Origin of the sequence: Dactylosporangium sp. NPDC006015, assembly GCF_040614215.1 — a bacterium.
GTDB lineage: Bacteria > Actinomycetota > Actinomycetes > Mycobacteriales > Micromonosporaceae > Dactylosporangium > Dactylosporangium maewongense.
Map to the genome: position 1 here is coordinate 50,853 of NZ_JBEXUD010000053.1, position 12,827 is coordinate 63,679.

A 12,827-nucleotide genomic window follows, 5' to 3' on the forward strand; every position below is an offset into this window, starting at 1 on the left:
GCCGCCACCGGGAGTAGTCATGAGACGTTCCATCCATCCGCACCGCCTCCTGCTCGCCGCCGCCGCACTCGTGCTGGTCGCGGCGGGGCTCGGAGCCCACACCGCGGTCGCCGACGCCGGCGAAACCGCGACGTTCAAGATGCCCGCCGACGACCCCGCCCGGGGTCTCGTCTACGGCGGGTTCAAGGCGGGCACCGGCCGTTGCGCCGGCCTGCTCGAGGTCAAGGCCGTGCCGGGCGCCTGCACGCACGGCCCCGACGCGCCGTTCCAGGGCCTCGACGTGTCCAAGTCGGTGCCGCCGCTGACGGGGCTCGCGGTCAACCCGCTCAGCGTCGTCTGCGACGGCGACGGCGTGTCCGGCAACCGCGTGCAGGTCCTGTACGTGCGCGGCTCCGGCAACGCCGACCGCTACAACCAGTACCTCGCGTCGATCCGCACCTGGTCCTCCCAGGTCGACGACATCTACAGCGCCTCCGCCGCGCAGACCGGCGGGACCCGGCACGTCCGGTTCGTCACCGACAGCAGCTGCAACATCACGGTCACGAACGTCGCGATCGCCAACAGCGCGCTCAGCGACTTCGGCAACTCGGTCAACGCGATCAAGGCCCTCGGCTTCAACCGCACCGACCGCAAGTACCTGATGTACGTGGACGCCACCGCGCTGTGCGGCGTCGCGTACGTGACGCTCGACGACCGGCCGGGGCAGGACAACGCCAACAACTCCGGCGCCTCGTTCAGCCGGGTCGACTCGGGCTGCTGGTCGGCGGGTCCGGCCGCGCACGAGCTGACCCACGCGATGGGCGCGGTGATGAGCTCGTCGCCGAACCACACCGCGTACGGCCACTGCACCGACGACTACGACATCATGTGCTACAACGACGGCCCCGGCACGGTCATGCGGATCGTCTGCACCGACCAGGCCCAGGACAACCGTCTGGACTGCAACAAGAACGACTACTTCAACACCAACCCGCCCGCCGGGTCCTACCTGGCGACGCACTGGAACACCGCCAACAACCGCTTCCTGATCTCCAGTGGCGGAGGCGGCGGCGGTACGGGTGGGCCGCTCACCCTCACCGGCGTGGGCAAGTGCGTGGACGTCAACGCCGGCGCCACCGCCAACGGCACCAAGGTCCAGATCTGGACGTGCAACGGCACCGCCGCCCAGAAGTGGACCCTGCCCGGCGACGGGTCCGTCCGCGCGCTGGGCAAGTGCCTCGACGTCAGCGCCAGCGGCACCGCCAACGGCACCAAGGTCCAGCTGTGGGACTGCAACGGCACCGGGGCGCAGCAGTGGACGTACGTGTCCGCCAGCCAGGCGCTGCGCAACCCGCAGTCGGGGCGCTGCCTGGACGACCCGTCGGGCAGTACCACCGACGGAACCCAGATGCAGATCTGGGACTGCAACGGGACCAACGCGCAGCGGGTGACGCTGCCGTAGAAGTGCTGTGACAGGACGGACCCGCCGGGAATGTTTCCCCCCTCCCGGCGGGTCCTGCTTGTGTACTGACGGACGGAATTCGTCAGCCCGAGTGCGGGCAGGTGTCGCGGTACTCCTCGATCGCCGACCCGGACGGCTTGGGGCACAGGAACTGCTCGTAGCGGGTGTCGTTGTCGACGAACCGCTTGAGCCAGGAGATGCTGTACTTCGCGACCGTCACATTGCTGGACGTGGGCGCCGAGTGCGAGGCGTTGTTGAGCTCCAGGTACGCCTTGTCGAGGCTCGCCGGCAGGCTCGTATAGAACGGCTCGGCGTGCGAGGCGACCGGCGCGACGCTGTCGTTCTCGGCGCCGATGATGAGCGTCGGGACCTGCACCGACGACCAGGTCTTCGTGGTGTTCCAGGGTGTGAGCGGGATGGCGGCCTGCAGCGCGGGCCGGGTCGTGGCCGCGGCGAGGCTGCCGCCGCCACCCATGGAGTGGCCCATGACGCCGAGCCGGCTCGCGTCGATGCGCGTGCGCACGGAGCTGCTGCCGGTCAGGTAGTCCAGCGCGGCGAGCAGCTGGCGGCCGCGACTGGCCGGCTGGTCCAGGGTGGACAGGGTGTCGATGGTGATGATGACGAAGCCCTGCGAGGCGAGGCGCGGGCCGAGCCAGGCGACGCTGGACTGCGACGCGGTGTAGCCGGGTGAGATCGCGACGGCGCCGAAGGTGCCGGCGGTCGTGCTGGTCGGGTAGTAGATGGTGCCGCCGCCGAACCCGGTGACGCTGCCGCGCGCCACCGTGGTCTGGCCGATGGCGAACGACCCGCGGGTGGCCTCGATGGAGGCGACGGTGGGTGCGGGGCCGCGCTCGTACGGGTTGGCCGCGAGCGCGGGCGTGACCTGGCCGCCGCCGAACGTCACGGCGAGCGCCGCGACGACGACCAGGGCGAGCCGTCTGAGGTGGTGCATGGCGGGCTCCTCATATTGGCATCAATAAATGCCAGGCCAGTCTGGAGCCACTCCGCTACCGGCGGGTAATCCCGCGACGGACCATCCTCCGGCGCTATGACGGCGCCCACCCTTCATGAAAACCCGTTATGAAAGCGCATTCCTGAGTGCTTCGGGTCTTGCCAGGGGCAGCAAACGTTTGCAAAGCTCGATGGATGACCTCCCGCCGAACCCTGCTCACCGCCGCGCTCGGCGCGGTCGCCGGCAGCACCACCGCCGGTCTCGCCGCGTCACCCGCCGGCGCGCGGCCGGGCCCGCACCTGACGGTCGCCGCCGACGGCTCGGGCGACCACACCAGCATCCAGGCCGCCGTGGACGCCGTGCCGTCCGGGAACCCCGGGCCGTTCACCATCAAGGTCAGGCCCGGCGTCTACCGCGGCCAGGTGATCATCCCCGCCGACAAGCCCGACATCGTGCTGCGCGGCCAGGGCGCCGACCCCACCCAGGTGGTGATCGTCGACGACCGCGCCAACGGCACCCCCCGCCCGGACGGCGGCACGTGGGGCACCTCGGGCAGCGCCTCGGTCACCATCTCCGGCGCCGGCTTCTCCGCCCGCAACCTGACCTTCGCCAACGACTTCGACGAGGCCGCCCACCCCGAGATCACATCGAAGCAGGCCGTCGCCGTCCTCACCCGCGCCGACCGTGTCGCCTTCGACAACGTCCGCTTCCTCGGCAACCAGGACACCCTGTACGTCAACACCCCCGACGCCGCCACCATCAGCCGCGTCTACCTGCGCAAGTGCTACGTCGAGGGCGACGTCGACTTCATCTTCGGCCGCGCCACCACCGTCTTCGACCGCTGCGAGATCCGCTCCCTGAACCGCGGCTCGACCACCAACAACGGCTACGTGACCGCCGCGAGCACGTCGATCGCCAACCCGTTCGGCTTCCTGATCGTCAACAGCAAGCTGACCAGCGACGCCCCCGCCGGCACGGTCTTCCTGGGCCGCCCGTGGCACCCGAGCAACGACCCGGCCGCGATCGCCCAGACCGTCATCCGCGACTCGACCCTCGGCGCGCACGTCGCCGCCGCGCCGTGGACCGACTTCGGCACCTGGTCCTGGCGCGACGCCCGCTACGCCGAGTTCCACAACCGCGGCCCCGGCGCCGCGATCACCGCCGACCGCCCCCAGCTGACCCCGGACCAGGCCGCCGCCACCACCATCGACACCTACCTCGGCGACTGGCACCCGCAACACTGACCCGACTCACCCTCCCACCTGCCTGCCGACCCAGACGTTGGTCAACACCCCGCCCCGCATAGACGTCGCGCGATCCACCTGCACTTTGAAGATCATCTCGTAGGTGGATCGCGCACCTTCTATGGAACAAAGGCCCCATACAGGGGCATTGACCAGCGTCTGCGTCCGGAACGGAAGGCAACCCAACCGGAAGGCAGCCCCGACGCCGCGTCGTTCCACCGCCTGCACGACAAGCGCGGGGCGGCGACACCCGCAGCGCAAGGCGGCCAGCAGCGGCGAGAAGACAACGACCCCCTGCTGGCGTTCCAGCACATGCCCGAGTTCGGCATGCCGGACACCAAGGTGGAGATCCCCAGAAGCGGCGAGCACCCGCGGGGCCGGCTCCGACGGCGAGTTCAAACCGGTCGGCGACCTGACCCCTCCGCAACGCCACGCGCGAGGTCAGATCCGGTCGAGGCGTTCTGGCACGTCAGGCGAGCGGCCCGGCACCCGAGCACGTCGGGCGAGCGGCCTGGCACCCGAGCACGTCAGGCGGGCGGCCCGGCCACCCGAGCGAGAGTTGCCGCGCTGGCGGACTCGACGGGGCGGGCGTGGCAGCGTCGCGGTGACGGCGCGCGCGACCCGGGTTGCTGCGAATCGCCGGCAGGGAGGGATGGCTGGCGTGGGCGGTTGCGGCGGACGAAACGGAGGGCGGCGGCGGTGGCGCACGGCTTTCAACACACCGTAACGCACGCAAGAAAATCGGACAGCGAATCTGTCCACCGCTCAGGCACCGAGTGTAGTGCGTGCTGGTGAGTGTCGTGCAAACCGTGCTGGCGCTGGGTTTCAGGGGGTGACGGTGGGGGTGCCGAGGGCGACGGTCAGCAGGAGGAGCCACTCGGGGTCGCGGAGGCGGTCGCCGTACAGCTCGCGGAGCTTGGCCACGCGGTAGCGGACGGTCTGCGGGTGGACGAAGAGGTCGGCGGCCACGTCGTCGCGGCGGCCCTGGTGCAGCAGCCAGCTGCGCAGGGTCTCGACGAGCTTCGTGACGGTGGACTCGCGCTCGCCGGCGAGCGGGGCCAGGGCCTGCTCGCGCAGGTCGGCCAGGGCGCGGGGGTCGGCGGTGACGACGAGGTCGACCAGGTGCTCCTCGGTGTCGACGGGGGCGGCGCCCGGGAAGAGCCGGGACACGCGGACGGCGCGCTCGAACGAGTGGCGGGCCAGGGACCACGGCACGGGCGGGCCGGTGACGGCGCCGTGCGGGGCCACGAGGCGCAGCAGGTGGCCGCGGGCGGCGCCGTGCGCGTCGGGGACGAGCAGGACCGACGTGTCGCGGAGGTGCTCGACGGTGGTCTGCAGGGTCCGCGGGTCGAGCAGGTCGACGACGGGCCGGGCGGCGCGGATGCCGCTGTCCGGGAGCAGGACCGCGGTCAGGGTCTGCGGCGCGGTCCAGTCGGCGGCCTCGGCGGCGGTCGCGGCCGCGGCGACGGCCTGGGCGGGCTCGCCCACCAGGAGGCTCTGCGCGAGGCGGTCCAGGGCGCGGCGACGGGCGCGGCCGGAGGTCGCGAGCTCGTCGGAGTGGCCGGTGACGCTCGCCGCGGACAGCTCGTCGATGTACGCGAAGGTCAGCTCGGCGAACCGCGCCAGGGCCGGTGCTGCCATGCCGGCGCCGACGGTGACGGCGGCGAGCTCCCGCCATGCGACCCTGGCGCCGACCCGGTAGGCGGCGAGGAGCGCGTCGAGGCTGCGGCCGGAGCGGGCCTCGCCCCGGCCGAGCGCGTACGCGCCCTCGAGGGACGCGGCCATGGGTGAGGGGCCGGTCTTGCGGGAGGCGAGGTTCAGGAAGCCGCCGAGCGCGGCGCGGACCGCCAGCTCGATCTTCGTGCCCATCTCGCCGGTGAGGGCTCCTGCGTACGCGGGAACCTCCTGGACGATGGCGGCCACGGCGTGACCGGCGACCTCCGGCAGGGCGTGGCGGAGTGACTCGGTGACGCCGGCCTGCAACCGGAAGGCGCCGAGCGCGCTGGTTTTGTCTTCAGGGAACAAGAATCACGCCTCGATTCACGCGGACCGGTCATGATTTTATCCTGAACATCCCCTCATGCTGGAGCCATGGCCGCTGCTCAAGCCCTGCGCGCCGGTGCCTGGCGGGTCGTCGAGCTCCTGACGACGCCGCTGGTGCCGGCCGACTACCTCGACGTGATCGCGCCGCTGCGCAACGCCGACGTGCTGCGGGCGAAGGTCGTCGCGGTCCACCGGGAGACGGAGCGGGCGGTCACCCTCACGCTGCGCCCGGGGCGCGGCTGGCGGCGGCACGAGCCCGGGCAGTACCTGCGGCTCGGCGTGGACGTCGACGGGGTGCGGCTGTGGCGGGCGTACTCGCTGACCAGCGCGCCCGACCGGCCCGACGGGTTGGTGACGGTCACGGTGACCGCGGTCGCCGGCGGTGCGGTCAGCCGCCACCTGATCGACCGTGCCCACCCCGGCATGCTGCTCGGCCTGGAGCGCCCCACCGGCGAGTTCACCGGCGCGGACACGGCGGCGAAGGTCCTGTTCGTCACGGCCGGCAGCGGTCTCACCCCGGTGATGGGCATATTGCGCTCCACCCGGCTGGCGGATGCGGTACTCGTACACTCCGCGCCGACACGACACGACGTCCTCTTCGGCGACGAGCTGCGGGGGCTCGCCCGCGACGGCAGGGTCAGGCTGGTCGAGCGGCACACCCGCGCCGACGGCCGCCTCTCCCCCGCCGACCTCGAGGCGCTCGTCCCGGACCTCGCGGAGCGCGACACGTGGGCCTGCGGGCCCAACGACATGCTCGACGAGCTGACGCGGTACTGGACGGGCCGGCGGGAGCTCCACGTCGAGCGGTTCCGGCCCGCGATCGTCGCCGCGGACGGCGACGGCGGCACGGTGACGTTCCAGCGGTCCGGCAAGGTCGTCGAGGCCGGCCCCGGCACGCCGCTGCTGGAGGCCGGCGAGGCCGCCGGGGTCCTGATGCCGTCCGGCTGCCGGATGGGTATCTGCTTCGGCTGCGTGCTGCCGCTGCGCGAGGGCGCCGTCAGGGACCTGCGCGACGGCCGGGTCACCACCGCCACCGAGGGCGACAACGTCCTCGTCCAGACGTGCATCTCCGCCGCCGCCGGCCCCTGCCGGCTCGAAGCCTGATACCGGCGCCGACCCCGACCGGCCCGAAGCAAGAAGAACCACCGGCACCGAAGCACGAGACCGCCGCCGACCCCGCCGGCCGAATCACGAACTCCACCCCGGCCCACCGCTGAGAGGACCCCGCCGAACGTGACCACGTTGCAGCGCAAGCCCGTCAACCCCGTCGGCCATCTGACGCCGCAGGACATCGAGGCGATCGGCCGCGAGCTCGACGCGATCCGCGACGAGGTCATCAGCAGCCGGGGCGAGCGCGACGCGGCGTACATCCGGCGGGTCATCAAGGTCCAGCGCTGGCTGGAGCTCGGCAGCCGCGGCGTGCTGCTGTTCTCGATCCTGCCGCCGGCGTGGCTGGTCGGCACGGCCGGCCTGTCGGTGGCGAAGATCCTCGAGAACATGGAGATCGGCCACAACGTCATGCACGGCCAGTGGGACTGGATGCGCGACCCGAAGATCCACTCGACGACGTGGGAGTGGGACAACGCGTCACCGTCGGAGCAGTGGAAACACTCCCACAACGAGCTGCACCACACGTACACGAACGTCATCGGCCGCGACAACGACCTCGGCTACGGGATCATGCGCGTCGACGAGGACCAGCGGTGGCACCCGATCCACCTGGGCCAGCCGCTGTGGAACTTCGTCAACGCGTGCTTCTTCGAGTACGGCATCGCCGCGTACGACCTGGAGCTCGGCCGGAACCTGTCGACGAAGGAGCGTCGTCGCAGCCCGCAGTTCAGGGCCGGCGTCCGGCAGGTGCTGCGCAAGATCGGGCGCCAGGTGGCGAAGGACTACGTGCTGCACCCGCTGCTGTCGGGGCCGTCGTTCCTGCACACGATCGCGGCGAACGCGGTCGCGAACCTGATCCGCAACCTGTGGACGCACTCCGTCATCATGTGCGGGCACTTCCCGAAGGGCGTCGAGACGTTCGAGAAGTCGTCGATCGAGGGCGAGACCCGCGGCGAGTGGTACCTGCGCCAGATGCTCGGCTCGGCGAACATCTCCGGCGGGCGGCTGATGCACCTCATGACCGGCAACCTGTCGTTCCAGATCGAGCACCACCTGTTCCCGGACCTGCCCAGCAACCGCTACCAGGAGATCGCCCCGAAGATCCAGGACCTGTTCCAGCGGTACGGCCTGTCGTACACGAGCGGTCCGCTGCCGAAGCAGGTCGCCTCCGCGTGGGCGAAGGTGTTCCGGCTCGCGCTGCCGAACCGGCGGACCGCGCCGAAGCCGCCGGCGCCCACGCGGCGCCGCGAGCCCGTGAGCGTCTCCTAACAGCGTCTCCTGACAGCGTCTCCTAACAGCGTCTCCTGACAGCGTCTCGGAGCGGCGTTACGCGCGGTCGTCCGGGCGGCCCTTGCCGATGCGGCGCAGGTAGTGGTCGACGGCGGCCTTGTCGTAGCCGCGCCACGAGGCGGACGGGAAGCTGACGGCATTCGCCGCGGCCGCCGCCTCGGCCCGCCGGGTCGGGTCGCCGGACTCCAGCGCCGCTGTCGTGGACGCCACGAACGCGTCGACACGGGCCCGGTCGTAGCCGCGGAAGATGACCGGAAATTCGCTCATGTTCCCAGTCTGCGCCGCGGGACCCGCCGGCGCCACGCTAGGGTGCGTCGATGACACGGCGGTTCGAGGAACTCGACTGGCAGCAGACCCCCATCGGCGAGGTCAGCCTGCGCCGGCGGCGGGAACCGTCGCTCGGCGTCGAGGTGCACGAGGTGAAGCTCGGCGACGAGTACCTCATGTCGAGCCTGTTCACGGTCGCGGAGGTCGAGCTGGCCCGGCTGGGCCTCGCGGCGCTGCCCGACGGCCCCCTTGATGTGGTCGTCGGTGGGCTCGGTCTCGGGTACACCGCCCACGCCGTGCTCCAGGACCAGCGGGTCCGGTCCCTGGTGGTCGTCGACTACCTCGACGCCGTCATCGGCTGGCACCGGCGGGGGCTGCTGCCCCTGTCGAAGGCGCTGACCGAGGACCCGCGCTGCCGGTTCGTCCACGGCGACTTCTTCGCCCTGACCGACGGCGACGCGGGCTACGGCCCGGCGGACGCCGTCCTCGTCGACATCGACCACTCCCCGCGGCACCTGCTGCACCCCGGCAACGGCGGCTTCTACACCGTCGCCGGGCTGCGCCGCCTCGCCGGGCACCTGCGGCCCGGCGGCGTCTTCGGGCTCTGGTCCGACGACCCGCCGGACGAGGCGTTCACGGCCACCCTGTCCGCGGTGTTCGCCGACGTACGGGCATCGGTCGTCACGTTCGACAACCCGCTGCTGCGCCGCACGTCGGCGAACACCGTCTACACCGCGGTCAGATCACCGTAGGGTGCACGCCGTGCCGTTGAGCGTGAACGCCGACGGGTCGGTGTTGCCGCCGGTGTACGAGGCGAGGAAGCCGAAGTTCGCCGACGCCCCGGCGGGGATGGTGCCGTTCCAGGCGGCGTTGACGGCGGTGACCGCGGCGCCGGACTGGGTCAGGACCGTGCTCCAGGCCTGGCTCACCTGCTGGTTCCCGGCGAACGTCCAGCGCAGCGTCCACCCGTTCACGGCCGTCGAGCCGGTGTTGGTGACCGTGACGTCGCCGGCGAACCCGCCGCCCCAGTCGTTCTTCGCGTAGTGCACGGCGCAGCCGGTACCGCCGGAAGACGCCGACGACGAGGGCGACACCGACGGCGACCTCGACGGCGACCTCGACGCGGACGGGGAGACCGAAGCGGACGGGGACCTCGACGCGGACGGCGACACCGAGGCCGAGACCGACACCGAGGCCGACGCGGACGCCGACGTCGGGGTGCCCTCGGTCTGGATGGTGACGTCGTCGAGGTACAGGTCGCCGGTCGTGTCCGTCGTCTCCAGGTACACCGACAGCGCCGTCGCGCCCGGCAGGAACAGGTAGTCGCCGGAGAGCCGGGTCCACGTGGTGCTGATCGCCGTGTTGGCGCTGACGTTCTCGTAGCGGGTGGCGGTGCCGTTCTGCCGCTGCATGCTGAGCCTGGCGGTGCCGGACCCGGACGCGGTGCGCGCCCACGCGGAGACCGTGTACAGCTTGCCGGGGGTGAGCAGGTCCAGGACCGGGCGGGTCGGGCCCTGCCACGTCGCGGTCCGCCCCGACGACAGGACACTGCCGGTGCCGCCGTGCGCGGCCGCGGTGCTGGCCGTCGTCACCTCACTGCCGCGCGAACCCCAGCCGGCCAGGCCCGTCTCGAACGGCCACGACGCGACCGTCACCAGGCTCGGCGTCGCCGGCGGCTCCGGCACGCTCGGGGTGCCGCCGAGCGCCTCGACGACCGCCGAGTACGCGGGCCGGGCCCGCCACTGCTCGTCGAAGAGAAGGGCGGCGCCGTACCCGGGGAAGAACGCCGGCACCCACGAGTCGGCCTCGCCGACGCCCCACGTCGTCACCCCGGTGCACCCGGCGACGGCGGCGCACGCCCCGACGACCGCCCGGTAGTCCGCGGCCTGCTGGGTGAGCTCCGACGCGTCGGCGGGCAACGGGATCCGCACGTCGAGCTCCGTGATCTCGACCTTCAGGCCGAGCGCGGTGAACCGCTCGATGTTCTGCCGCAGCGTCGACGGGACCTGCCCGACGATCAGGTGCGCCTGCAGGCCGACACCGTCGATCGGGACACCGCGGGCCTGGAGGCGCTGCACGAGGTTGTACAGGCCGGTGCTCTTCGCGTTGACGCCCTCGACGTTGTAGTCGTTGATGTACAGCTTCGCCGCCGGGTCCGCCGCCCGCGCCGCGGTGAGCGCGTCGGCGATGTAGTCCTCACCGAGCCGCTGGTACCAGACGGACGAGCGGAACGTGCCGTCCTCGTTGAACGGCTCGTTGACGACGTCCCACTGGGCGACCTTGTTCTTGAAGTGCCCGGCCACCCCGGTCACGTGGTCGAGGAGCACCTGGCGCTGTTCCGCGGCGGTACGGTCCGTGCTCACCCACGCCGGCAGCTGGCTGTGCCAGACGAGCGTGTGCCCCCGCAGCCGCTTCCCGGTCGTGCGCGCGTAGTCGGCGATGAAGTCGGCGGCCGCGAAGTCGAACTGGCCCTGCGCCGGCTCGGTCGCGTCCCACTTGCCCTCGTTGCCCATCGTCACCGAGTTGAACTGCGTGTCGGCGACGTACCGCCACTGGCTGGACGCGAGGGTCTTGACCCCGGCGGCCGTCCCGATCGAGAACCCGCGCGCCGTGGCCACCTGGGCCAGGGTCGGCCCGGCCGCGGCGAGCGCGGGCAGCACGCTCACCCCACCGGCCACCAGTGCCACCACGGCGGCCGCGATCCCCGCGGCGCGCACCCGTCGTTGCCTCATGCCTGTCGCCTCCTTCATCGGCGGCGCTCACGCCGTCGCCTCCGCTACGCTCCGGCGCCTGCCTGAGCCACACCTGCAACACCGGTGAGCTGCCCGAGCCACACCTGCAACACCGGTGAGCGGCCCGAGCCGCTCCGCTGGCCGCTCACGACAGCACGGGTCGATGTCCCGGGACAACGGGGCCACCCCGCCCCCGCAGGTCGGCGCGGGCGCGACGGGTGAAAGATGCACGGGTGAGCTGCTATCTGCTGGAGTTCTCCGTCGGCCCGGGCGGCGCCCGCCAGGGCGACATCCACGCCGGCCGCGACCTCGCCGCGCTCCGGGCCGCGTTCGACCGCCGGTACGACGACGACCACCTCGCGTACATGACGCTCTGGTACGGGGCGGTGCTGCACCTCTGGGTCGTGCAGGACGGCACCCTCGCCGGTGGGTTCGACCTGCACCCGTTCCTGCGTACCGGCGACCCCCGGCACGACACGACGGTCGCCGCGCTCCTGGAGTCCCAGCGCGACGGCGAGCCGTGGGACCTGTTCGACCGGATCACCGACCCCGGCGACATCGAGTCCCTGGACGCGGTCCGCATCGTCACACATTTCCTGGACCTGCAGGCCCGCGCGGCGACGGACCCGGCCGCCGCGACCGCGCTGGAGGCCCTCGACGAGGCGGTCCTCGACGGGGACGTGCCGCCCGTCCCCGGCCCGCCGTGCCGGCTCACCCTCGACTGGGCGGCGATCGAGTCCCAGCTGCCGCCGCTGCGCGAGCCGCTGCTGCAGCCGGGCCAGCCGACCACCTTCACGTGGACCGACTCCACCGCCCCTACCGCCGACAGCTACCTGCACCACGCCGACGAGCTGTACCTGGGCTTCAACGACGTCGAGAGCGGCTACGACGAGCTCGACCCCGTCACCGCCCCGTAACCCGCCGCAACCCCACCCGTCGTGTCGCACCACCACGCCGACGACAGTGACGGTGCGTAACCCGCCCAGCCGCCGATTTGCAAGGCGTTGCTACGGTATTTAGAGCGGTACCGATACCGGCACCCGCCACGTCTTCCCGACGTACGGCGGGCCACGCCGAGTCCGTGACCTCTGGCACCACCAGCACCACCCGCACTCGCACCCCACGCACACCCGCCCGCCCGCGCCCGCGCGGTCACTGGGCAGCATGCTCGCCGAGGAGGCAGGCCCGCCCGGTCACCGAGCGACAACCTCGGCGGAGGAGCTCACGCGGCCACCGACGCAGCAGGCCCGTCGCATCGTCGCCGCCAGTCGCCGCCAGTCGGCGCCGACCTGGGTCAGCAGCGCGGCGTTCGGTGTCCCTCGGTCAGCAGCGCGGCGTCAGCGTCCTTCAGCCAGCAGCGCGACGTCGGTGCCGAGGCGGGCCAGGGCGACGGCGACGTTGGCGGGGCTGCCGCCGGGGTACGCCTCGGGGTCGGCCGGTGGACCCTCGATCAGGTCCACCAGCGCCTCGCCGAGGACGGTGATCACGCAGCACTGTCCTTGCGGCCGTCAGAGCGGCCCGGGGTCTCGGGCGGCGTCGTGGCGCCGGTCATGACGGCGACGGTGATCACGCGTCACCATCCTTGCCGCCATCAGAGCGACCCAGGGTCTCGGCCAGCGTCGTGGCGCCAGTCGTGATCACGCAGCACCGTCCTTGCCGCCATCAGAGCGACCCAGGGTCTCGGCCAGCGTCGTGGCGCCAGTCGTGATCACGCAGCACCGTCCTTGCCGCCATCAGAGCGACCCAGG

General features: G+C 72.1%; 10 protein-coding genes and 1 pseudogene. 6 read left to right on the forward strand and 5 right to left on the reverse strand.

Annotation, left to right across the window (positions count from 1 at the left end; genetic code table 11):
* Positions 1–19 precede the first annotated feature (19 nt).
* Positions 20–1,441, forward strand: a complete 1,422-nt coding sequence (locus tag ABZ321_RS49675) for a ricin-type beta-trefoil lectin domain protein (protein WP_344504547.1) — start codon at positions 20–22, stop codon at positions 1,439–1,441.
* A gap of 82 nt (positions 1,442–1,523) precedes the next feature.
* Here the strand turns inward: ABZ321_RS49675 and ABZ321_RS49680 are convergent, their stop codons facing one another.
* Entirely contained in the window at positions 1,524–2,393 is an 870-nt protein-coding gene (locus ABZ321_RS49680; RefSeq protein WP_344504546.1) for an alpha/beta hydrolase, read from the reverse strand.
* Positions 2,394–2,587: 194 nt separating this feature from the next.
* Between ABZ321_RS49680 and ABZ321_RS49685 the strand changes: the two genes are divergently transcribed.
* Complete coding sequence (locus ABZ321_RS49685; protein WP_354903423.1) at positions 2,588–3,637, forward strand: pectinesterase family protein; 1,050 nt, start codon at positions 2,588–2,590, stop codon at positions 3,635–3,637.
* An 825-nt stretch (positions 3,638–4,462) separates the two neighbouring features.
* On the opposite strand, the gene ABZ321_RS49690 is transcribed toward ABZ321_RS49685, so the two are convergent.
* Complete coding sequence (locus ABZ321_RS49690; protein WP_354903425.1) at positions 4,463–5,662, reverse strand: helix-turn-helix domain-containing protein; 1,200 nt, start codon at positions 5,660–5,662, stop codon at positions 4,463–4,465.
* Positions 5,663–5,728: 66 nt separating this feature from the next.
* Between ABZ321_RS49690 and ABZ321_RS49695 the strand changes: the two genes are divergently transcribed.
* Both ABZ321_RS49695 and ABZ321_RS49700 read left to right on the forward strand, forming a co-directional pair.
* Complete coding sequence (locus ABZ321_RS49695; protein WP_354903427.1) at positions 5,729–6,784, forward strand: ferredoxin reductase; 1,056 nt, start codon at positions 5,729–5,731, stop codon at positions 6,782–6,784.
* Positions 6,785–6,913: 129 nt separating this feature from the next.
* Positions 6,914–8,059, forward strand: a complete 1,146-nt coding sequence (locus tag ABZ321_RS49700; protein ID WP_354903428.1) for an acyl-CoA desaturase — start codon at positions 6,914–6,916, stop codon at positions 8,057–8,059.
* Positions 8,060–8,116: 57 nt separating this feature from the next.
* Here ABZ321_RS49700 and ABZ321_RS49705 read toward each other — a convergent pair whose 3' ends face one another.
* On the reverse strand, positions 8,117–8,347 hold the full coding sequence (locus ABZ321_RS49705) for a DivIVA domain-containing protein (protein ID WP_344504540.1): 231 nt from the start codon (positions 8,345–8,347) through the stop codon (positions 8,117–8,119).
* Between the two features lie 50 nt (positions 8,348–8,397).
* Between ABZ321_RS49705 and ABZ321_RS49710 the strand changes: the two genes are divergently transcribed.
* Positions 8,398–9,099: a spermidine synthase gene (locus tag ABZ321_RS49710; RefSeq protein ID WP_344504539.1), complete on the forward strand. Its 702-nt coding sequence runs from the start codon at positions 8,398–8,400 to the stop codon at positions 9,097–9,099.
* Here ABZ321_RS49710 and ABZ321_RS49715 read toward each other — a convergent pair.
* Positions 9,091–11,079, reverse strand: coding sequence for an endo-1,4-beta-xylanase (locus ABZ321_RS49715; RefSeq protein ID WP_354903429.1), 1,989 nt, complete (start codon positions 11,077–11,079; stop codon positions 9,091–9,093). The genes ABZ321_RS49710 and ABZ321_RS49715 overlap by 9 nt on opposite strands.
* A 233-nt stretch (positions 11,080–11,312) precedes the next feature.
* Between ABZ321_RS49715 and ABZ321_RS49720 the strand changes: the two genes are divergently transcribed.
* The gene (locus ABZ321_RS49720) at positions 11,313–11,996 is read left to right on the forward strand and encodes a hypothetical protein (RefSeq protein ID WP_354903430.1); all 684 of its coding nucleotides are present in this window, start codon (positions 11,313–11,315) and stop codon (positions 11,994–11,996) included.
* A 432-nt stretch (positions 11,997–12,428) separates the two neighbouring features.
* On the opposite strand, the pseudogene ABZ321_RS49725 reads toward ABZ321_RS49720, so the two are convergent.
* Positions 12,429–12,566, reverse strand: a pseudogene (locus ABZ321_RS49725) (PfkB family carbohydrate kinase); the annotation flags it as partial.
* Positions 12,567–12,827 lie beyond the last annotated feature (261 nt).

What these genes read in the sequence shown, in the direction of transcription:
- ABZ321_RS49685 (WP_354903423.1), top strand. Translation starts at nt 2,588, where the DNA reads ATGACCTCCCGCCGAACCCTGCTCACCGCCGCGCTCGGCGCGGTCGCC.
- ABZ321_RS49695 (WP_354903427.1), top strand. Translation starts at nt 5,729, where the DNA reads ATGGCCGCTGCTCAAGCCCTGCGCGCCGGTGCCTGGCGGGTCGTCGAG.
- ABZ321_RS49680 (WP_344504546.1), bottom strand. Translation starts at nt 2,393, where the DNA reads ATGCACCACCTCAGACGGCTCGCCCTGGTCGTCGTCGCGGCGCTCGCC.
- ABZ321_RS49705 (WP_344504540.1), bottom strand. Translation starts at nt 8,347, where the DNA reads ATGAGCGAATTTCCGGTCATCTTCCGCGGCTACGACCGGGCCCGTGTC.
- ABZ321_RS49715 (WP_354903429.1), bottom strand. Translation starts at nt 11,079, where the DNA reads ATGAGGCAACGACGGGTGCGCGCCGCGGGGATCGCGGCCGCCGTGGTG.
- ABZ321_RS49710 (WP_344504539.1), top strand. Translation starts at nt 8,398, where the DNA reads ATGACACGGCGGTTCGAGGAACTCGACTGGCAGCAGACCCCCATCGGC.
- ABZ321_RS49675 (WP_344504547.1), top strand. Translation starts at nt 20, where the DNA reads ATGAGACGTTCCATCCATCCGCACCGCCTCCTGCTCGCCGCCGCCGCA.